The organism is Streptomyces goshikiensis (assembly GCF_014650555.1).
GTDB lineage: Bacteria > Actinomycetota > Actinomycetes > Streptomycetales > Streptomycetaceae > Streptomyces > Streptomyces goshikiensis.
This window is the reverse complement of record NZ_BMVE01000001.1, coordinates 754,234-774,336: the sequence shown is the minus strand read 5'-3', so window position 1 is coordinate 774,336 and position 20,103 is coordinate 754,234. Positions and strand designations below refer to the sequence as shown.

At 69.7% G+C, this 20,103-nt stretch carries 16 protein-coding genes; 7 read left to right on the top strand and 9 right to left on the bottom strand.

All coding sequences use genetic code 11. From position 1 onward, the window contains the following. Window positions 1-61 precede the first annotated feature (61 nt). The 3 genes from greA to IE248_RS03495 form a co-directional block, all read right to left on the bottom strand. Entirely contained in the window at window positions 62-559 is a 498-nt protein-coding gene (gene greA, locus IE248_RS03505) for a transcription elongation factor GreA (RefSeq protein ID WP_008737482.1), read from the bottom strand. Window positions 560-668: 109 nt separating this feature from the next. Beyond that, complete coding sequence (locus tag IE248_RS03500; RefSeq protein WP_073795109.1) at window positions 669-1,169, bottom strand: cupin domain-containing protein; 501 nt, start codon at window positions 1,167-1,169, stop codon at window positions 669-671. Between the two features lie 136 nt (window positions 1,170-1,305). Then, window positions 1,306-1,728 carry a DUF4307 domain-containing protein gene (locus IE248_RS03495; protein WP_073795110.1) on the bottom strand — a complete coding sequence of 141 codons (423 nt, stop codon included), beginning with the start codon at window positions 1,726-1,728 and terminating at the stop codon, window positions 1,306-1,308. Window positions 1,729-1,813: 85 nt separating this feature from the next. Here IE248_RS03495 and mca point away from each other — a divergent pair, with 85 nt between their 5' ends. Then, a complete protein-coding gene (gene mca / locus IE248_RS03490; protein ID WP_008737475.1) occupies window positions 1,814-2,695 on the top strand; it encodes a mycothiol conjugate amidase Mca in 882 nt (293 codons plus the stop codon). A 2-nt stretch (window positions 2,696-2,697) separates the two neighbouring features. Continuing rightward, on the top strand, window positions 2,698-2,922 hold the full coding sequence (locus tag IE248_RS03485) for a hypothetical protein (RefSeq protein WP_008737473.1): 225 nt from the start codon (window positions 2,698-2,700) through the stop codon (window positions 2,920-2,922). A 192-nt stretch (window positions 2,923-3,114) separates the two neighbouring features. On the opposite strand, the gene IE248_RS03480 is transcribed toward IE248_RS03485, so the two are convergent. Further along, complete coding sequence (locus tag IE248_RS03480) at window positions 3,115-6,321, bottom strand: tetratricopeptide repeat protein (RefSeq protein WP_190029931.1); 3,207 nt, start codon at window positions 6,319-6,321, stop codon at window positions 3,115-3,117. A 581-nt stretch (window positions 6,322-6,902) separates the two neighbouring features. On the opposite strand from IE248_RS03480, the gene IE248_RS03475 reads away from it, so the two are divergent. Beyond that, window positions 6,903-7,634 (top strand): DUF4365 domain-containing protein, encoded by a 732-nt coding sequence (locus tag IE248_RS03475; protein WP_190029930.1) that lies wholly within the window; start codon window positions 6,903-6,905, stop codon window positions 7,632-7,634. 871 nt (window positions 7,635-8,505) lie between these two features. Here IE248_RS03475 and IE248_RS03470 read toward each other — a convergent pair. Both IE248_RS03470 and IE248_RS03465 read right to left on the bottom strand, forming a co-directional pair. Then, window positions 8,506-10,296, bottom strand: a complete 1,791-nt coding sequence (locus tag IE248_RS03470; RefSeq protein WP_190029929.1) for a hypothetical protein — start codon at window positions 10,294-10,296, stop codon at window positions 8,506-8,508. A gap of 698 nt (window positions 10,297-10,994) precedes the next feature. Further along, a complete protein-coding gene (locus tag IE248_RS03465) occupies window positions 10,995-11,561 on the bottom strand; it encodes a Uma2 family endonuclease (RefSeq protein WP_190029928.1) in 567 nt (188 codons plus the stop codon). A gap of 229 nt (window positions 11,562-11,790) precedes the next feature. Here IE248_RS03465 and IE248_RS03460 point away from each other — a divergent pair, with 229 nt between their 5' ends. Beyond that, window positions 11,791-13,851, top strand: coding sequence for a thioredoxin domain-containing protein (locus IE248_RS03460; RefSeq protein WP_190029927.1), 2,061 nt, complete (start codon window positions 11,791-11,793; stop codon window positions 13,849-13,851). Window positions 13,852-13,924: 73 nt separating this feature from the next. On the opposite strand, the gene trhA is transcribed toward IE248_RS03460, so the two are convergent. After that, the gene (gene trhA / locus IE248_RS03455; protein WP_037790999.1) at window positions 13,925-14,596 is read right to left on the bottom strand and encodes a PAQR family membrane homeostasis protein TrhA; all 672 of its coding nucleotides are present in this window, start codon (window positions 14,594-14,596) and stop codon (window positions 13,925-13,927) included. 220 nt (window positions 14,597-14,816) lie between these two features. Here trhA and IE248_RS03450 point away from each other — a divergent pair, with 220 nt between their 5' ends. Together IE248_RS03450 and IE248_RS03445 are read left to right on the top strand one after the other, a co-directional pair. Continuing rightward, the gene (locus IE248_RS03450) at window positions 14,817-16,655 is read left to right on the top strand and encodes a phosphoenolpyruvate carboxykinase (GTP) (RefSeq protein ID WP_008737460.1); all 1,839 of its coding nucleotides are present in this window, start codon (window positions 14,817-14,819) and stop codon (window positions 16,653-16,655) included. Window positions 16,656-16,918: 263 nt separating this feature from the next. After that, window positions 16,919-17,344 carry a hypothetical protein gene (locus IE248_RS03445; RefSeq protein ID WP_159032031.1) on the top strand — a complete coding sequence of 142 codons (426 nt, stop codon included), beginning with the start codon at window positions 16,919-16,921 and terminating at the stop codon, window positions 17,342-17,344. Between the two features lie 85 nt (window positions 17,345-17,429). On the opposite strand, the gene IE248_RS03440 is transcribed toward IE248_RS03445, so the two are convergent. Beyond that, window positions 17,430-17,840, bottom strand: coding sequence for an SCO4983 family protein (locus tag IE248_RS03440; RefSeq protein ID WP_008737456.1), 411 nt, complete (start codon window positions 17,838-17,840; stop codon window positions 17,430-17,432). A 105-nt stretch (window positions 17,841-17,945) separates the two neighbouring features. Further along, window positions 17,946-19,157 (bottom strand): pyridoxal phosphate-dependent aminotransferase, encoded by a 1,212-nt coding sequence (locus tag IE248_RS03435; protein WP_008737454.1) that lies wholly within the window; start codon window positions 19,155-19,157, stop codon window positions 17,946-17,948. Between the two features lie 412 nt (window positions 19,158-19,569). On the opposite strand from IE248_RS03435, the gene IE248_RS03430 reads away from it, so the two are divergent. Then, a complete protein-coding gene (locus tag IE248_RS03430) occupies window positions 19,570-19,794 on the top strand; it encodes a hypothetical protein (RefSeq protein ID WP_037798089.1) in 225 nt (74 codons plus the stop codon). Window positions 19,795-20,103: the final 309 nt, after the last annotated feature.

Sequence of the window (20,103 nt, the reverse complement as noted above, 5' to 3'; positions counted from 1 at the left end):
CGCCCGGACCGTGGTCCGCAGGCGGGGGCTCCCGTACGTACGTCTTTTCGCGCGGGGGTGATCAGCCGGTGAAGGGCTTGACGTCAAGGATCTTGACGGTGGCCTTCTTGCCGTTCGGCAGTTCGTACTCGGCGTCCTCGCCGATCTTCTTGTTCAGCACCCCGCTGCCCAGCGGGGACTGGGGGGAGTACGTCTCGAACTCCGAGGACGCGTACTCGCGGGAGGCCAGCAGGAACTCCATGGTGTCGTCCTCGTCGCCGTCGAAGGCGATCTTGACGAGCGTGCCCGGAGCCACCACACCGTCGGAGGCGGGAGCCGTCCCGACCTTGGCGTTCTCCAGGAGCTGCGTCAGCTGCCGGACCCGGAGCTCCTGCTTGCCCTGCTCCTCCTTGGCCGCGTGGTAACCGCCGTTCTCGCGCAGGTCGCCCTCCTCGCGGGCGGCTGCGATCTTGGTGGCGATCTCCGTGCGTGCGGGACCAGAGAGGTAGTCCAGCTCGGCCTTCAGCTGGTCGTACGCCGCCTGGGTCAGCCAGGTGACGCTCTCGCTCGTCTGGGTCACGGGTGCTCCTCGTCGGTACAGGGGACTACAAAGCCGCCAGCGGCGGGCGAAACCACGAGCCTAACAATTCGGGAAGAAAAGGGGGAGGACACCCACTGTATGAAGTGTGTCATTGACCGCGCGTGGCATTCCAGATCTCGCTCGTGCCGAAGTGGCTGTCGTACAGCTCCTGCACCTCCAGAAGGCTTTCCGGAGGCACCTTTCCGTACCGGATGCGCTCCAGGTGACGGAAGTACTCGAACCGCTCCACGCCGGGCGTGATGATGACCAGCATGTCGGCGATCTCCCCGGGCGCGGCGGCGAAGGCGTGCTGCTGCCCGGGCGGCACGATCACCACGTCGCCGCGCTCGGCGGTGACGACCCGCTCGCCCGCGAGCAGCTGGGCCGTCCCGTCCAGGATGTAGAACATCTCGGCCGACCGGCCGTGGTGGTGCGGGCGGGCGCCGTTCGCGCCCTTGCCGAGGGTCACGCGCATGCTGGACAGCGCCCCGCCGACCGCGTCGCTGTCGACGAGCAGCCGGTTGGTGGAGTCGGGCGCCGACCGGATGACCTCGGCGTCGGCGGCCCGGACGACCACGGAGTCGTCGAAATCCGGAATGAACAGGGACATGGCGTCTCTCCTCGCGGGGCGGGGCGGGCAGGGAGATCCAGTCGACCGCAGGGGCGGGGCGATCCGCCCGTCCGCCGGACGTCTGTGTCAGGTCGCCGCGCTGCCGGGGCGGGGAAGCCGGGGAAAGAGAGCGGGGTCAGCCCGCGGTGGTGGTGGCGGTCGACGGCTGGCAGCCGACCAGGTCGATCATCGTGGCGCGGCCGGTGGTCTTCAGCGTGACCACCTCGTCGACCCGGCTCTCCCGCTGGCCGAACGTGTAGTCCGCGCGGCCCACCTCGGCGTGCTCCTTGTTCTGCGAGATCAGGGTGCAGACACCGGTGACCGAGGCCTCCTTGCGGACCTCCAGGTGCACCTTCACCTCGGAGTCCGAGACCACCTGGAACTTGATCACCTCGGCGCTGACGGCCTGGCCCGCCACGTAGTCCCAGCCGATCCAGCCGACCACGCCCAGCAGGCCCACGCCCAGCACCGAGCCGACGATCTTGAGCTTCCGGTCGGCGCGCTCGTCCGCCGACCGGCCGTAGCGGCCCTCGGGGAGGCCCTCGCGCACCGAGCTCATGATCGTTCCTTCCATGGAATTTTCCGCCCCCCGATTCGGTCAGTATAGGAACCGCCCACGCTGACGAATCACAGAGGATCCTGTCTTGACCGAGCAGCTTCGACTGATGGCCGTCCACGCCCACCCCGACGACGAGTCGAGCAAGGGCGCGGCCACCATGGCCAAGTACGTGTCCGAGGGGATGCCCGTGCTGGTGGTGACCTGCACCGGCGGCGAGCGCGGCTCGATCCTCAACCCCAAGCTCCAGGGCGACAAGTACATCGAGGAGAACATCCACGAGGTCCGCGCCAGGGAGATGGACGAGGCGCGCGAGATCCTCGGCATCGAGCAGGAGTGGCTCGGATACGTCGACTCCGGCCTCCCCGAGGGCGACCCGCTGCCCCCGCTGCCCGACGGCTGCTTCGCCCTGGCGGACGTGGAGGAGGCCGCGGGCCGGCTGGTGAAGAAGATCCGCGCGTTCAAGCCGCAGGTCATCACCACGTACGACGAGAACGGCGGCTACCCGCACCCCGACCACATCATGACCCACAAGATCTCGATGGTGGCCTTCGACGGCGCCGCCGACACCGAGAAGTACCCGGAGGCCGAGTTCGGCCCGGCGTACCAGCCGCAGAAGCTGTACTACAACCAGGGCTTCAACAAGCCGCGCACCGTCGCCCTGCACGAGGCGCTGCTCGCGCGCGGCCTGGAGTCCCCCTACGGCGAGTGGCTGGAGCGCTGGAAGGAGTTCGAGCGCACCGAGCGGAACCTGACCACGCACGTGCCCTGCGCGGACTTCTTCGAGATCCGTGACAAGGCGCTCATCGCGCACGCCACCCAGATCGACCCGGACGGCGGCTGGTTCCGCGTTCCCCTGGACCTCCAGAAGGAGGTCTGGCCCACGGAGGAGTACGAGCTGGCGAAGTCGCTCGTCGACACTTCCCTCCCCGAGTCCGACCTCTTCGAGGGCATCCGGGAGAATGCGTAGTCATGAGCGCTACGCAGGCAGCACTGAACGAGCTCCTTCCGCTGGCCGGTGACACCTTCGACAAGAACAAGGTGACCCCCGGACTCCTGGGGTTCCTGGTGTTCGCGGCCCTCGCCCTCGGGGTGTGGGGCCTGATGAAGTCGATGAGCCGGCACATGGGGCGGGTCGACTTCCAGGAGGCCCCCGAACCGGGCACCGCGTCCCCCTCGCCCGACCGGGCCCCGTAGGCCCCACCCCGCGGCGACCCCCGAGCGCCGCCCGCCCCCAGCGGGCCGGGCGGCGACTCACCCCTGCGCGCCGGCGGGCCGGGGCTCACGCGTCCCGGGCTCACGCGCCGCGGGCTCACGCGCCGCGGGCCGGGGTGGCCTCGGGCTCACGCGCCGCCGGCTTACGCGCCGCGCGCCCCGGCGGCCGCCGGCTTACGCGGCCGGTACGCCCATGATCTCCCGCGCCCGCAGGTCCGGCACCATGCCCAGCCGCCACGCCTGCCAGCCCTCCGCCGGGTCCACGCCCCGGCCGAGGACCACCGCGTACGTCTCCAGGCAGTCCTCCAGCCGCGCGTCCCGCGCCGGGTGCGGGGCCGCGGACAGCCGGCCCAGCTCCACCTCCGCCTCCTCCGGGCCGCCCGGGAGCGCGTACGGCAGCAGCGTGCAGCGCAGGAACCGCGCCCAGTCTTCCCCGCGCCGGTCCCCGTACGAGATGAACAGCCGGACCGCCTCCTCGCACAGGTCCACCGCCTGCGGCACCCGCCCGTTGCCCGCGTCCACGACGGCCAGCTCCAGGCAGGTCCACGCCTCGCCGTGCGCCAGCCCGATCCTGCGGAAGTCCGCCCGGGCGTCGACCAGCAGCTGCCGCGCGAACCCGGAGTTCTTCAGGTTCCCCGTCTGCGCCGCCCGCTGGTCCCGGGTCACCCGGCCCGAATGGTGGCGGGCGTGCGCCAGCCCGTACACGTCCCGCATCCGCGAGAACATCGTCCGGGCCCGCTCCAGCTCCCGCACCGCCGGATCCAGCTCGCCGCCCTCCTCCAGCGCCTGCCCGAGGTAGTACAGCGTCCACGCCTCCCCGCGCGCGTCCTCGGCCTCCCGGTGGCGGGCCAGCGCCTCACGGAGCCGCTCCACCGCCGGCCCCGGGTCGCCGTCCAGTACCCGGGCCCGGCCCAGCTGGGTCAGGGCCCAGGCCTCTCCGCGGTCGTCGCGCGTGCGCCCGTACAACTCCAGGGCCCGGCGCAGCTCGGCCTCCGCGCGCTCGACCCCGCCCATCCGCAGGTACACCTGGCCGAGCTGGAAGTGCGCCCAGGCCTCCCCGTGCACGCTCTCGCTCTCCCGGTGCAGCTCCAGCGACCGCTCCAGCAGCCCCACCGCCTCCCCGAGCCGCGCCCGGTCCCGCTCCACCGCGCCCAGCGCGTGCAGCCCCCACGCCCGGTCGCCCGCCAGCTCCTGCGGCTCCTGGAGCACCAGCGCCTCGCGGATCCGGGCCGAGGCCTCCGTCAGCTGGCCCTGGTGGTGCAGGGTGATCCCGAGGGAGATCAGCGCCATCCCGGCGCCCGCGTCCTGGTGGGCCTCCCGGTACTGGTCCACCACCGAGGTCAGCGTGGTGCGCGCCTTGTCCAGCTCGCCCAGCTGGCGCGCCGCGATACCGGTGCGCCACTGCACCGAACGCGCCAGCCGGCCCTGGTCCACCGCCCGCGTCAGCTCGTTGATCTCGCCGAGCCGGTACAGGTCCCCGCGCAGCAGGCAGAAGTCGCAGAGCGCGCCCAGCAGGTCCAGGACGGCCTGCTGGTCCACGCCCTCGGAGTGCCGCAGCGCCGCCGTGATGAAGCTGGACTCGTCGTCCAGCCAGCGCAGCGCCGCGTCGAGGGAGGCGAAGCCGTGTCCCCCGAACTGGTTCGACCGGGTCGACATCTTCCCGTCGACCATCCGGATCACCGAGTCCGCGAGCTGCGCGTAGTTCCGTATCAGCCGCTCGTGCGCGGCCACCGACGCCTCCCGGTCCTCGTCCGCCGCGAGCCGCTCCGCCGCGAACGCGCGCACCGCGTCGTGCATCCGGTACCGCTCCCCGCGTACGTGGTCCAGCAGACCGGCCTGCGCCAGCTCGCGCAGCAGCCGCCCGGCCTCCACCCGGTCCGCGTCGATCAGCGCCGCCGCGGCCGACGGGCCGAGGGAGGCCCGCCCGGCCAGGGTGAGCAGGCGCAGCAGCCGGCGCCGCTCCTCGGCCAGGTCCGCGTAGGCGAGGCCGAGCGCCCGGCGCACGGGCTCGGCCGCCCCCTCTCCCTCTCCTTCTGCTTCCGCTTCCGCTTCGGCGAGGGCGGCCTTCGGGCCGAGCGGCGCCAGCACCCGCAGGGCCAGCGGCAGCCCGGCGCCCAGCGCGAGGAGCCGGCCGAGGACGCGCTCCTCGTCCTCGTACGGGGCCAGGCCCGCCTCCTGCGCCACCGACAGCACCAGCTCCGCCGCCTCCGCCTCCTCCAGCCGCGCCAGCGGCAGCTGGTGCACCCAGGCGGAGAGGCCCGCCGGGAGCTCCAGCGGCTCCCGCGCCGTCACCAGCACCAGGCTGTCGGAGCGCTCCGGCACCAGGATCCGCAGCTGCGCCGCGTCGACCGCGTCCTCCACCACCACCGTCACCGGCTGGCCCTGGAGGTGCTGGTGGTACAGCTCGGCGAGACGCCTGACCTGCTGCTCCGCCGAGGAGCCCTCGCGGAACAGCAGCTGCTCGCGCGGGGCGCCCAGCCGGTTCAGCAGGTGCAGCAGAGCCTCCCGCGTCGACAGTGGGGCCTCCCCGGGGGAGCCGCCGCGCAGGTCCACCACGCAGGCGCCCTTGAACTGGTCCCGCAGGCCGTGCGCCGCCCGCAGCGCGAGGGCGGTGCGGCCCACGCCGGGTTCGCCGTGCAGCACCACCACGACCGGGCGGGTCTCGGTACTCGCCCGGGCGGCCCGCACCCACTGCTCGATCCGGGTCAGCTCCGGACGCCGCCCGGCGAACGTGCCCGCCGTGCCAGGGAGTTGGCCGAAGGACTGCTCCAGCGTGCTGCGCCGGCGGGCTTCCGCGCTGCGGTCGGAGCGGCGCGGCTGCGGCACGGCCGGACGGGGCGCCCGTGCGGCGGCCGCCACGGTGCGCTGCTGCTCCAGGAAGGGGCGGATGCCGCGCACCTCCAGCGCCGTCAGCCACTGGAGCTTCAGCTGCTCGGGCCCGCCCGGCCGGCCGAGGGCGCCGGCCCGCCGGTTCGCGGCCGGCAGGTGCAGGGCCGTCACCTTGGCCACCGTCGTGGCCGCCCCCGCGACGCCCACGACGGCCCCGGTGGTCAGCGCCGTACCCGCCGCGACGCCGAACGCGAGGTCCGCGCCGATCGCGGCGGCCGCCGCGACGGCCGTCACCAGTAAGGCCGTGGAGGCGTTGCCGCGCCGGAACGCCTCGCCGAGGGACTCGTCCCCGTCGGCCGCCTCGTCGAGGGCCCGGACGTACGCCTCGTACTCGGTGGCGGCGCTCGTCGCCAGCCCGTCGAGCGCCTCCCGGCCCCGCGCCAGCAGCGCCTCCCGGTCGGCGGGCGCCCCCGTCACCGCCGCCCGCCGCACCTCTTCCCCGACGGCCCGCTCCAACAGCCGCTCGGCCTCACCGCGATGGCTGTCCCGCATCGGCATCCTCCTGAGAGAGCTCCGGCAACGTGCGCCAAGTGTCCGCCGGGAGGTCCGTGAACGCGAGAGAATCTGAGCTAGTTCAGAGGGAGCGCTCCAAAATTGCCAAGTTTCCCCACCCAAACAGGAGTTGTGCCGCTCCAGCCCCCAACCCGGCGCCCGCACCGCCGCCGCCGCTGACACGCTGCGACCGGAACCCGCCCGCGAGGGACTGCGCGGCGCCCTCCGAGGAACCACCACCGCAGCGCGGGCTACAGCGGCTGCCACCGGTGCCAACGCACCTACTGAACTCGCAGGTGCCCCTACCAGGCGCGACCCCATGGAGTGGTGGCATAAGTGCCAGTAGTTACGATCTCGGCGTGAAGATCAATGCCCGGATATAGGAGCAGCTTGCCGCCTCACCTGACTGATTCACGGAACCTTGCAGGCAGCGATGGCCGCTGCTGCCGGGCAGCTGGTTTCCTTCCCGAGGCGCATCCAGCCCATGAGCTGTTTGTGCGTTGTTGGCTGTTCTAGCCTTGCCCCGAAGATCAAGAGGGGGTCGGATGCCGAAGGTGCCTGAGAGTCGGCGCGTTGGGCGCATGGCTGTGAATGAGGTGCGTGCGCTCCTGGAGCGGCATGGGCACATCGTGCAGGAGGTCGACGGCGGTAACGACCACGGTGAGGACCTGCACGTCACCTTTGTGCAGAACGGCGAGCGAACAGCGGACTCGCTGGTCGTGCAGGTCAAGGGCGGGGTCTCGACGCGTACCAGAAGGGGCCATCGCGTCCGAGTCGGGGATCACGGGGGCAACTGGCGCGACAGTAGCCTGTCGGTGCTCTGTGTAGTCCATGATCCTGAGCGGGGAGGCCTCTTCTGGGCCAATGCGACCCGTCAGCTCCGCCGAGCCGAAGCGCTCCGCAAGGAGCTGAAGTCTGTTGTCGTCTCACGGGAGTCCGTGCTGGATGACGACACCATCGGGACTTTCGTGCAGAGCATGCGGAACCGCTTGGTTTGGGAACGTCAAGGGGTTGGCCGTTGGGCTGACATGGCGGATGTCGAGTTCACTCCAAACGACATCGTTAAGCCCTTCGAGAACGAGTACGGCGAACCCATGATCTTCTGGCAGCAGCGTGGGGAGCCGTTCGCAGTCCTGCTTCATCATGATCTCGAATGGGATCCCGTGCGCGTTCAAGAGAAAATGCTCCGCTTCTATCCCATCCCGATGATCGGCAGTGTCATCCTCAACAGCGCGGAGGCGCACTGGCTCATGGGGTGCTTCAAGTCCACGGAGTGGTGGCGCCGACCGGTCGAGCAGCGCGATCTTGCCTGACCTCTGGGGTTCCTTGAAGTTGCCTGTACCTGACGTCGTGCGGGTCGCTTCCATGGCCCGTCAAAGCAGGTGAACTGAAGGAGAGCGTCGGGCTGATCGTGCGGAACTACGCGTGGGTTGATTACTCACGTCCGCAACTGCTCGGGCAAAGGCACGGAAGGTCAAGACCCGCTCGGGGGCGCTCAGGCCACGCAGCGTTGACAAGAGGCCGACCAGAAGGGCCAGCGGGTAGATGGCGCGCTGGAAGGAGAGTGCGCCAGTGCAGATCGCGGTAGACAGCAGTGCCACGGTCACGATGTTTTCCCTTTCGGAGTGACGGCGCACCGCCCGGTGCGCTGACGCTCATACAAGGTTGCGTGGTACCGGGACTCCTAGGCGCCTTGTGCGCCAGAGGGCTCGAAGTGCCTGGTCAGGCAGATAGTGTCCGGACTTCCGGTCCGGATGCGTATGAGGTGTTGCCGTCAGATGTCACGCCCACATCAGGACCGAGGCGAGAGTGATGGCTGCTTGGGGGGCCTCGACTCTCTCGTCGCAGCGGGTCGCGATGCCGCGCCATGCTTGAGGCGGCTGAAGCATCGCTCCACGGCGTTGCGTCGTTTTCAAGGTTCTTTCTTGCTGTCGCGATGAGCCTGCTGGGAAACGGAATGCGGGATGGCTCGGCGTCACAGCCAGGTCCGAATGGCCCCGGAAGTGCGGCCATTGTCGTCCGGGAAGCGGTGAGTAGTACCTGGGGCCACCCCGGCCCTATCCATGGGACATCCAGCGGCCCTGTTCAGGAGGTTCCGACCACCAAGCCGCTTTCGATCCTGCATGGGCTCGGGTAGTAGGAGATGGGTAAATGCCTCCTCGACATTGGATAGTTAGGGTCGTGTCAGTGCACGAACCCTCGGGTCGGATCGCGTGGTGGCACGTTCCTGAACTCCTCGAACCACCCCTCGGGGCGAAGGTCTCCAATGCCCATGCGCTGGTTCAGTGGGTCGTCCGGGTGTTCCAATCCCTGCATCATCGGGTCGTAGAGGAAAAGTACATCGTGGTCCTGAAAGAGTAGATCTGAACAAACGGGCCAGTCGTAGTCGCCTTGCTGCTCGGGGAGCCCTTGGGTGAAGTCGTCGACTAGATCCGGTTCATCGCATGTCATTCCCGAAGCGCTTTCCAGGGCAAAGTGGAGCGCCAGTTCCTCTGCCGTGCATCGTGGTTGAGGCGGATGGCCGAGGGTGATGTCCGCGTTGAGATCGTCCAAGGCTCTTAGTACCCTGCGTCGCCAATGCCGTGGCTGGCCCCATGTGGACGCGGGCAAGCATGCGAAGAAGATCCCGAAGCTGTTCGCGGATATTGGCTGGTCGCCCAGTTCATCCAGCTCATCATGAGCCATATCGGCGAGGATCTCCAGGTTGCAACTAAGGATGCGAGACGTGCGGGGCGTCATCCGCCACGGCTTTTCGTCCTCCTCGTCCCAATCGGCGTCAGGGTCCCAAGTTTCCAACCCTGGCTCGTGGCCCTTTTCGGGCCGGTAGATTCCCGGTCTATTGAAGTACGCGATCGCTACCGCATCTCCACCCTCTGCAGCGCGGACATACCACTCGTGGGCTTCGTCATGTTGGCTGTGCCGCTGGGCGATCACACCCCGGAGCCGCATGGCCAGGGCATCCCCCTGGGCTGCGGCCCTCTCGTAGCAGGCCGCTGCTTCGTCCCATTGCCTTTCAATCTCGTGCAGGGCGCCAAGGGCTCGGGCTTGCAATGGAGTACCTGTCTCAGCCACCGTCCGGTACCACGAGGACCACGTGTGTTCGGGACGCCGTTCGCGCTGTACGAACGCTAGGTCGTGCATAGCGGCATGGTCACCTCTGGCCGCCAGCGGAGAGAAGCAGCGCTCGGCGAGTACCAGGTGACCGAAGCGGTAGGCAGACCGCCCGACAGGCAGCAGCTCGCTACCGCCATTCGCGTGCGTAACTGCCGCTTCCCACACCTCGTCAGGGATGTCCACAGCTTCGCCGACGCCGGCATTGGCGTCCACGAGGTAGTCGAACGGCCGCCAGGATTCCGCGGTATCCGTGGCAACTAGCATTCCCGCTACACCGAACTGGACCTCGGTTGCCCAGCTCAGAGCCTGCTCGAGGCTCTCGGCTTGCAGACGGGAGGCGTCCCCGGCAGTGAGATAGCACGTAGTCAATGCCACCAGGGTCTCAGCGGGCAGAGGAGTGGAGATGCCTGCTCGTGCAAGATCGATGGCTGCTTGGACTATGGCCGCGCCACGAGGATGGCCGCTCGGCTGACGTCGGGTCGTTAGGAATTCTTCGAGAAGTTTTGGCCCGGCCGCGAGGTACTCTGCGATGCCGTGAACGCCGTGGTGGCGGGCTGCGTCAGCCAGACGCATGTCGGGGTTCGGGTTTGCCAGGTGCGTGCGGAGCCTACGCATTTCCGCCTCGGACCACTGTCGTTCCAGAACGAGAGGTTCGATGAGGTTCAGGATCCGGGATCCTAGGCGGCGCGCAGACGCCAAGCCGGCTCCCGCGCCCCTCAATGCGCGCTCACTGTAATTGCAGTACACCTCGGAACGCATGGTGGCCATGACCACGACCTGCTGCTCCAGGAGCGCGGACAACATGCCTTGGTCGAGGCCGCCAGGGAGAAGGAAGCGGTCGAGGTCATCCAGCCAGAGCACCCACTTCCGGCGGCCGGGTCCCGGTAGGGATATGTGCGACAGCACGGGGCTCAGGTCGCTTGCCGCTGGTGGTGCAACGATCCAGTGATCGGGCAGTTCGCGTCGTACGGCCTCGAAGGCGCACCGTGATTTTCCGGCCGTGGATTCGCCAACCAATAGGACGAGACCCCCGCTCTCTCTGGCTTCTGCCAGTTGAGCCGATACTGTGCTGTCTGCGTCCCGTGGCACATAGGCCGGTAGTGGAGGAGCACCCTCGAGGCGAGTCGTTCGGTGTACGCCCAGTTCCAGGGGCTTGGCGTCAGCCACCGGGCGGATCGGGATCCGGGCTGTGCCTGCGGTGAGGTGCTGCAATTCGTTTCGTGTCGGAGTGGGATTCTTGGCTCGCGCCGCGCGCAGAAGGCGATCCCAAACTGCCGGGTCGGCGAGTGCGGCTGGGAGGACAGTGTTTCGCTGGCGAGTCAAAGCATCGACAGCGCGGAGAAACTCTTGGAAGAGTTTATTCGTCGGTGTGTGCTTTCCGCTTCGCCAATCGCTGATGCGTTGCACGGACAGCGAAGTTCGCCCTAGACGATCTCTGCTCGCAGAGCATATGGTGGCTGGCTTAGGGTAGTCGGCCGCAGCGAAAAGAGCCTCCAGGTGATCCCGGAATTTCCGCTTTCCCCTGTGCTCACCCATGAGGAAATGATCTTCCGGCGCCGTCAGATGGTTCCCAGGTCGACAATGACGGAGAAGGGTGCGGCAGCCTTGATCACGCCGGTGAACATCTCCCCGTCCCTGTAGGCCTTGGTGGCGGGGTCCAGAACGTAGGTGTAGATGATCGGGACGCCGGTGGCGGCCTGTTCGACCCGCCAGTAGAAGGCGATGCCGGCCTTGGCGTACTGGTCCACCTTCACGATCCGGTCGGTGGTCTCCGAACCGGGCGACACGACCTCGACGACCAGGAGTACGTGCTCGGGGCGGGTGGGCGTGAGGTCGATGGTCTCCGCCCGGTAGACGATGACGTCCGGACGACGGTTGGTGAGCGGAACGTCCTGCAGGCGGACGTCGAAGTCCGTGTCTGCGTTCCAGTCCGGGCCCGCAGCGGCGTCCAGGGCATTGGCCAGGACCCGAGCCAGCCGGTTGTGCCGTTTGGAGGCGCTCGGGCTCACGACGACCATCCCGTCCACGATCTCGATGCCGGCGCACTGCTCCTCGGACCAGGAGTCGTACTGCTCCGCGCTGATCTGCGTATGCATCCACGCGGGCGCCACCATCTCGGCGGTCATGGTGTACCTCCTTCGAGGAGCCTCGGCAGGCCCAGCGCTGCTGCGCCCAGCCTACTGTTCCGAGGTGTCGGGCAGCCCGATTCGGGGGAAGGCCGCGAAAAGTTCGACGCCGACTCCGAGGGGAAGGAGCCGCCCGCCACGTGATGGCTCTCAAGTGCAGTTCAGCCAAGCGAGGCGGGCTCGCGAGGGTTTCGTCGGTCGCGCCAGCCGTTGTGAGAGGCTGGATCTTATGAACCGGTTGGCTGGTGTGACCTCGCCTTATCTGCTTCAGCACGCTGACAATCCGGTCGACTGGTGGCCGTGGGAGCCGGCGGCGTTCGAGGAGGCGCGGCGGCGCAATGTGCCCGTCTTGCTGTCGGTCGGTTACTCGGCGTGTCACTGGTGCCACGTGATGGCGCACGAGTCCTTCGAGGACGGGGCGACGGCTGCGTATATGAACGAGCACTTCGTGAACGTCAAGGTGGACCGGGAGGAGCGGCCCGACGTCGATGCCGTCTACATGGAGGCGGTGCAGGCGGCGACCGGGCAGGGGGGATGGCCCATGACCGTGTTCCTCACCGCCGACGCCGAGCCGTTCTACTTCGGGACCTACTTCCCGCCCGAGCCCCGGCACGGGATGCCCTCCTTCCCGCAGGTCCTCGAAGGCGTGCACACCGCCTGGACGGGGCGGCCCGAGGAGGTCACGGAGGTCGCGCGGCGCATCGTGGGGGATCTGGCCGGGCGCCGGCCGGACTACGGCAAGGCCGCCCTCCCCGGCCCGGAGGAGCTCGCGGGGGCGCTGCTCGGGCTGACCCGCGAGTACGACGCCGCGCACGGCGGATTCGGCGGCGCGCCGAAGTTCCCGCCGTCCATGGTGCTGGAGTTCCTGCTGCGCCACCACGCCCGCACCGGTTCCGAGGGCGCGCTCCAGATGGCCGCCGACACCTGCGAGGCGATGGCCCGGGGCGGGATCTACGACCAGCTCGGCGGCGGGTTCGCCCGGTACTCCGTCGACCGGGAGTGGGTCGTGCCCCACTTCGAGAAGATGCTCTACGACAACGCCCTGCTGTGCCGGGTGTACGCGCACCTGTGGCGGGCCACGGGGTCGGAGCTCGCGCGGCGCGTCGCGCTGGAGACCGCTGACTTCATGGTCCGGGAACTGCGCACCCGCGAGGGCGGCTTCGCCTCCGCGCTCGACGCGGACAGCGAGGATCCGGAGACCGGGAAGCACGTCGAGGGGGCGTACTACGCCTGGACCCCGGACCAGTTGCGGGAGGTGCTGGGCGAGGCCGACGGGGAGCTGGCCGCCGGCTGCTTCGGCGTCACCGAGGAGGGCACCTTCGAGCACGGCACCTCCGTACTGCGGCTGCCCCAGGACGGGCCGGCGGTGGACGCGGAGCGGTTCGCGTCCATCAGGGCGCGGCTGCTCGCCGCGCGCGGCGGCCGGCCCGCGCCCGGGCGGGACGACAAGGTCGTGGCCGCCTGGAACGGGCTGGCCATCGCGGCGCTCGCCGAGTGCGGGGCGTACTTCGAGCGCCCGGACCTGATCGAGCGGGCGACGGAGGCCGCGGACCTGCTGGTCCGGGTGCACTTCGACGCGGCGGCCGGCGGCCCGCGGCTGGCGCGGACCAGCAAGGACGGGCGGGCCGGCGCCAACGCCGGGGTGCTGGAGGACTACGGGGACGTCGCCGAGGGGTTCCTCGCGCTGGCGGCGGTGACCGGCGAGGGGGTCTGGCTGGAGTTCGCCGGGTTCCTCGTGGACCTGGTCCTGGACCTGTTCACCGCCGAGGACGGCTCCCTGTACGACACCGCGCACGACGCGGAGCGGCTGATCCGGCGCCCCCAGGACCCCACCGACTCGGCGGCCCCCTCCGGCTGGACGGCCGCCGCCGGGGCGCTGCTCTCGTACGCCGCGCACACCGGTTCGCAGGCGCACCGTACGGCGGCCGAGCGGGCGCTCGGGGTGGTCCACGCGCTGGGTCCGCGCGTCCCCCGCTTCATTGGGCACGGGCTGGCGGTGGCCGAGGCGCTCCTGGACGGGCCGCGCGAGGTGGCGGTCGTGGGCGACCCGGACGATCCGCAGTGGGCGGCGCTGCACCGCACCGCGTTGCTGGGAACGGCTCCCGGGGCGGTCGTGGCGGCCGGACCGCCGCGGGCGGCGGACGGGAGCGGCGGGGAGTTCCCCCTGCTGGCCGAGCGCACACCCGTACGCGGCCTCCCGGCGGCGTACGTGTGCCGGCACTTCGTCTGCGCGCGGCCCACGACGGATCCGGTCGAGCTCGCGGAGCAGTTGGGTACGGTTCGCCCCTGAAGGAACGGGAGGGCATCGTCCATCCCGCACCGTCAATCCCGCATCCTCCCGGGCGTGTTGAGGAACGCGATCGCTAGTGCTGGTACGCCGCGAGGGAGATGCCGACGTAGTGCGCGACGAAGGCCGCGAGGGTCAGCGAGTGGAACACCTCGTGGAACCCGAAGAAGCGGGGTGAGGGGTTGGGCCGCTTGATCCCGTAGATCACGCCGCCCGCGCTGTAGAGCAGACCGCCGACGATCACCAGGACCAGCACCGCGATACCGCCGGTCCGCAGGAAGTCGGGCAGGAAGAAGACCGCCGCCCAGCCCATCGCGATGTAGCACGGCGTGTACAGCCAGCGCGGGGCGCCGACCCAGAACACGCGGAAGGCGATGCCGGCCGCGGCCGCGATCCAGACCGCCCACAGCAGCGTCCGCCCGGTGGACGGCGGCAGCAGCAGGACCGTCAGCGGGGTGTACGTCCCCGCGATGATCAGGAAGATGTTGGCGTGGTCGAGGCGGCGCAGGATGGCCTCGCCGCGCGGCCCCCACGTCCCGCGGTGGTAGACCGCGCTGACGCCGAAGAGCAGGCAGGCCGTGAGGATGTAGACCCCGCAGGCCACCCGGGCCCGGGTCGAGCTGGTGAAGGCCATCAGCACCAGGCCCGCGACCACCACGGCGGGGAACATCCCCGTGTGCAGCCAGCCGCGCATCAGCGGCTTAATCTCCGGTCCCGGCACGGCCACCGCGGCGGCATCAGAAGTCATGGCCGCCATGGTACCTACGGGTCCGTAGGTTTCTGTTAGTCCTCTTTACGGAAGATTGACGGGAGTGGCGATGCTCACGTGAGAGGCCCTCTGGACATATGCGCACATGCACCGGATGATCAGATGAGTGCGGTCGGCACCGGATGAGCGGAGCGCGAAGCGTCCGGGTCGCAGCCCCCACGGGGCAAACACCAAACAAACCCCTCAACAAGGAGCAATCGTGGCGCGCGACAACGCGGCTCCCACTTCCGTCCCGACGACCCGCCCGACGGAGCACGCAGAACTGATCTCCTGGGTCGACGAGATCGCAGCCCTCACCCAGCCGGACCGCGTCGTCTGGTGCGACGGCTCCGAGGCCGAGTACGAGGCCCTGTGCGAGGACCTCGTCTCGAAGGGCACGTTCAAGAAGCTCGACCCGGCGAAGCGCCCCAACTCGTACTACGCCGCCTCCGACCCCTCCGACGTCGCGCGCGTCGAGGACCGGACCTTCATCTGCTCCGAGAAGGAAGAGGACGCGGGCCCGACCAACCACTGGAAGGCCCCTTCGGAGATGAAGGAGCTGTTCGCGGGCGAGCAGGGCATCTTCCGCGGCTCCATGAAGGGCCGGACGATGTACGTCGTCCCGTTCTGCATGGGCCCCCTCGGCTCCGAGCTCTCCGCGATCGGCGTCGAGATCACCGACTCCGCCTACGTCGCGGTCGCCATGCGCACCATGACCCGCATGGGCAAGCCCGTCCTCGACGAGCTCGGCACCGACGGGTTCTTCGTCAAGGCCGTCCACACCCTCGGCGCTCCGCTCGCCGAGGGCCAGGCCGACGTGCCGTGGCCCTGCAACACCACCAAGTACATCTCGCACTTCCCCGAGACCCGCGAGATCTGGTCCTACGGATCCGGCTACGGCGGCAACGCCCTCCTCGGCAAGAAGTGCTACGCGCTGCGCATCGCCTCCGTCATGGCGCGCGACGAGGGCTGGCTCGCCGAGCACATGCTGATCCTCAAGCTCACCCCGCCGCAGGGCGAGGCCAAGTACATCGCCGCCGCGTTCCCGAGCGCCTGCGGCAAGACCAACCTCGCCATGCTGGAGCCCACGATCCCCGGCTGGACCGTCGAGACGGTCGGCGACGACATCGCCTGGATGCGCTTCGGCGAGGACGGCCGCCTCTACGCGATCAACCCCGAGGCCGGCTTCTTCGGCGTCGCCCCCGGCACCGGCGAGCACACCAACGCCAACGCCATGAAGACGATGTACGCCAACACCGTCTTCACCAACGTCGCGCTCACCCCCGACGGCTCCGACGTCTGGTGGGAGGGCATGACCGAGGAGGCCCCGGCCCACCTCATCGACTGGAAGGGCAACGCCTGGACCCCGGAGTCCGAGACCCCGGCGGCCCACCCCAACGCCCGCTTCGCCGTCCCGGCCTCCCAGTGCCCGACGATCGCCCCCGAGTGGGAGGACCCCAAGGGCGTCCCGATCTCCGCGATCCTCTTCGGCGGCCGCCGCGCCTCCGCCGTCCCGCTGGTCACCGAGTCCTTCGACTGGAACCACGGCGTCTTCATCGGCTCGAACATCGCCTCCGAGAAGACCGCCGCCGCCGAGGGCAAGGTCGGCGAGCTGCGCCGCGACCCGTTCGCCATGCTGCCGTTCTGCGGCTACAACATGGGCGACTACATGGGTCACTGGGTCGACGTGGCCAAGGGCAAGGACCAGGCCAAGCTCCCGAAGATCTACTACGTGAACTGGTTCCGCAAGAACGACGCGGGCAAGTTCGTGTGGCCCGGCTTCGGCGAGAACAGCCGCGTCCTGAAGTGGATCGTCGGGCGCCTCGACGGCACCGCCGAAGGCATCGAGACCCCCATCGGCGTCCTCCCGACCGTCGCGTCCCTGGACACCGACGGCCTGGACCTGCCCGCCGAGGACCTCGACTTCCTCCTCACCGTCGACAAGGAGATCTGGCGCGACGAGGCCGCCCTGGTCCCCGAGCACCTCAACACCTACGGCGACCACACTCCGAAGGAGCTGTGGGACCAGTACCACGCGCTCGTCGAGCGCCTGGGCTGAGCCCGACCGCCCGGACCACGCTCCGGGCCCATGAATGTGGGAGCCCCCGACCAAGCGGTTCCCACCGCAGCACCGGCCAAAAAGTCATATCTGCCAGGAGTGTTGTCCGCTCTCCTGACAGGTAGGCCGTGTGCGTCTTCTGACGGCGGGTCTCTGCTTCGCGGAGGCCCGCCGTCAGGCGTTTCCGGCACCTTCGAAATGCTGTGTGAGTCCGTGGGTGCTGGTGGGCGGGGCGGGGGGCCGGGAGGATCGACGCCATGGGCGTGAGTGCGTTGAAGTGGCAGGGGTGGCTGGTCGGGCTGCTGGTTCTGGCCGGACTGCTGGTGTTCGCCCCGCTGGGGCTGTACGTGTGGGCCAGCGGCGAGCCGGCGCCACAGGCGCCCGCGACGGCGGCGGGCTCGGTACGGGTCACCGGATGCCGAATCGATCCGGCGAGCCGCCGCGTGGTGGCCGGGGTCGAGGCCACGGGCCAGGGGTCGTACGTCGTCACGGTCGAGTTCCGGGACCAGGCGGACCCGGGACCGGGAGTCCGCTCGGCGCAGGCCCTCGTCAAGATCCCGGGCGTCACCCCCGCCACCCCGGAACGAGCCGAAGCCATCGGCCCCGTCTGGCCCCCGGCAACCATTCCCTGGTGCGGGGTCGCCCAGTCCACCCGAACCGAAGACGAGCCCGTCCCGGGCACCGGCTGAGGGGCGCGGGGCCCGCCCCGGGCCCGGTCAGCCCCGCAGGACGTGGCACCCGGTCCGGAGCCTCCGCGGCACCGGACCGGGGCCGTCAGTGGGCGCCGGCCATCCCGACGGAGTCGAGGGCGGCGGCGTGCGCGTCCATCCGCTCGGCGGCGAGGATCGCGGCGGTGGTGTCCGCGCGGGACGCGGCGACGAGCAGCGCGCGGGCGGCGAGGTCGTGCGCCCGCTGGTGCAGCGTCACGGTGTCCCCGGTGTCCCCGGTGGGCGCGTGCGGCAGACGGGCGGGCTGCTCCCCGCGCAGCCGCGCGACCTGGCCGGCGATCCGCTCGGCGCTCTCGACGAGCCCGAGCTCGTCGGTGACGGCGAGCAGGGCCGCCAGATGCCCGGCGAGCTGGATGTCCAGCGCCTCGCCGCGGCTGCTGTGGGGGTAGTCGGGATGGTCGCCGTTGCCGGTGCCCACACGGTGGACGACCGACTTGGTGCGGATCGGCTCGTACATGAGGGGGCCTCCTGCGTGGTCAGGAGGCCAGCCTACATTGGATTGGTTCTAAAGTTGAGCCGCATCCGGATATGAGACGGCGTCTGTCTGACGGTGGCCGGATGACTACATCTGTCCGTAACCGTCGAGGAAGTTGCCGATCCGGGTCACCGCGTCCGCCAGGTCCGTCGCGTTCGGCAGCGTCACGATCCGGAAGTGATCGGGCTCGGGCCAGTTGAAGCCCGTCCCGTGCACGACCATGATCTTCTCTTCCCGCAGCAGGTCGAGGACCATCTGCCGGTCGTCCTTGATCTTGTAGACGGACGGGTCCAGCTTCGGGAACAGGTACAGCGCGCCCTTGGGCTTCACGCAGGTGATGCCGGGGATCTGCGTCAGCAGGTCGTACGCCGTGTCGCGCTGCTCCAGCAGGCGGCCGCCCGGGAGCACCAGCTCGTTGATCGACTGCCGGCCGCCGAGGGCGGTGGCGACCGCGTGCTGCGAGGGCATGTTCGCGCACAGGCGCATGTTGGCCAGGATCGTCAGGCCTTCGATGTACGAGGAGGCGTGCTTCTTCGGGCCGCAGACCGCCATCCAGCCGGCCCGGTAGCCCGCGACGCGGTAGTTCTTGGAGAGCCCGTTGAAGGTGAGCGTCAGCAGGTCCGGGGCGATCGCGGCGGTGTTCGTGTGCGTGGTGCCGTCGTAGAGGATCCGGTCGTAGATCTCGTCCGAGCAGACGACCAGGTTGTGGCGGCGGGCGATGTCCGTGAGCCCGCGCAGCATCGCGTCGTCGTAGACGGCGCCGGTCGGGTTGTTCGGGTTGATGATCACGATCGCGCGGGTGCGGTCGGTGACCTTGCGCTCGATGTCGGCGAGGTCGGGCATCCAGTCGGACTGCTCGTCGCACCGGTAGTGCACGGCGGTACCGCCGGCGAGGCTGACGGAGGCGGTCCACAGCGGGTAGTCCGGCGCGGGGACGAGGACCTCGTCACCGTCGTCGAGCAGCGCCTGCATGGACATCTGGATCAGCTCGGAGACGCCGTTGCCGAGGTAGATGTCCTCGACGTCCAGCTCGATGCCCTTGGTCTGGTAGTGCTGCACGACCGCGCGGCGCGCGGAGAGCAGCCCCTTCGCGTCCCCGTAGCCGTGGGCGTTGCCCAGGTTGCGGAGCATGTCCTCAAGGATCTCCGGCGGGCACTCGAAGCCGAAGGCCGCGGGGTTGCCGGTGTTGAGCTTGAGGATGCGATGACCTGCTGCTTCGAGCCGCATGGCCTCTTCGAGGACGGGGCCGCGGATCTCGTAGCAGACATTGGCGAGTTTCGTTGACTGGATCACCTGCATGACGGGAGCTTACGGGCCCTGCGGGAGGCCTGCAGGGATATTGGGGTCGGAGAGCAAGGTTGATATGCCCCGTTTCGCGCGATGCGGAGGCGCTGCCCCGGCGCGCCCTTGGAAAGGGCGGCCGTGCCGGCGCCCTGGCCTGCGGAATGGGTGGGTCCGGGAGGCGGGCGGGGGGCGGTGTTGCGCTCGTCACCCCGGGAGGGCGGGTGCGCCGTATGAGTACGTGGCATGAGTACGCCGGATGAGTACGCGCACTCATGCGGCGGGGTGCCCTCGCGGCGAGGCTTGCCCGGTGAGCCGGCGCGGGGTCGCGGGGTGTGGGTCGGGGGTTGTGCGTCGGGCCTGACGTTCGTGCTGGTGGCGCTGGTGTTGGCCAACTAAGGGGTAGGCAGTGAAGTTCGTAGTCGGTGATATGGCGATCACCACGGCGGGTATGGACGGCGACGACCGCGCGATCGAGTTCCAGGTGACGGCGGAGTCCGAACCGGAAGGCACGACCCGCCCGGGCCACTTCGCGATCCACCGTGACCACGAGGCCGGCTGGGAAGCCGCCCGCCTGACGGTCGACCCGGACTCGGGCGGCATACCGGTGGCGGCGGTGGAGTGGGCGGTGGAGTTCGCGCGGGAGTACTTGTAGGGGGAGCGGGGGTGGGGCGCGGGGGCGAGCGGTGTCTTCGTCGGGCGGGATGGAACCGTACTGGGGACTTCCCGCCAGTCTCACTGTCCTTCCGTGTCGGTCCGCCCTGTCAAGGGCGCTCACTGCGTTCGCGTCGCTTCGCGATGGCCTTCGGCCACCCTTGACAGCCCGGCCCGCCCCGGAACGCCAATAAGCCTGCCGGGAACCCCCCAAAGAAACGGTCAGGGGGGAGCGAGACCGCCCAGCCGTCGCGAAACGCCCGACCGGGACCCGCGCAGAGCGGAACCGCCGCCCTCCGGGCGGAACCCC

Coding starts and splice junctions, on each gene's coding strand:
- IE248_RS03475 (WP_190029930.1), top strand. CDS start 6,903: ATGGCTGTGAATGAGGTGCGTGCGCTCCTGGAGCGGCATGGGCACATC.
- IE248_RS03465 (WP_190029928.1), bottom strand. CDS start 11,561: ATGACCGCCGAGATGGTGGCGCCCGCGTGGATGCATACGCAGATCAGC.
- IE248_RS03430 (WP_037798089.1), top strand. CDS start 19,570: ATGGCGATCACCACGGCGGGTATGGACGGCGACGACCGCGCGATCGAG.
- trhA (WP_037790999.1), bottom strand. CDS start 14,596: ATGACTTCTGATGCCGCCGCGGTGGCCGTGCCGGGACCGGAGATTAAG.
- IE248_RS03480 (WP_190029931.1), bottom strand. CDS start 6,321: ATGCGGGACAGCCATCGCGGTGAGGCCGAGCGGCTGTTGGAGCGGGCC.
- IE248_RS03435 (WP_008737454.1), bottom strand. CDS start 19,157: ATGCAGGTGATCCAGTCAACGAAACTCGCCAATGTCTGCTACGAGATC.
- IE248_RS03500 (WP_073795109.1), bottom strand. CDS start 1,169: ATGTCCCTGTTCATTCCGGATTTCGACGACTCCGTGGTCGTCCGGGCC.
- IE248_RS03495 (WP_073795110.1), bottom strand. CDS start 1,728: ATGAGCTCGGTGCGCGAGGGCCTCCCCGAGGGCCGCTACGGCCGGTCG.
- IE248_RS03440 (WP_008737456.1), bottom strand. CDS start 17,840: ATGTACGAGCCGATCCGCACCAAGTCGGTCGTCCACCGTGTGGGCACC.
- IE248_RS03485 (WP_008737473.1), top strand. CDS start 2,698: ATGAGCGCTACGCAGGCAGCACTGAACGAGCTCCTTCCGCTGGCCGGT.
- IE248_RS03460 (WP_190029927.1), top strand. CDS start 11,791: ATGAACCGGTTGGCTGGTGTGACCTCGCCTTATCTGCTTCAGCACGCT.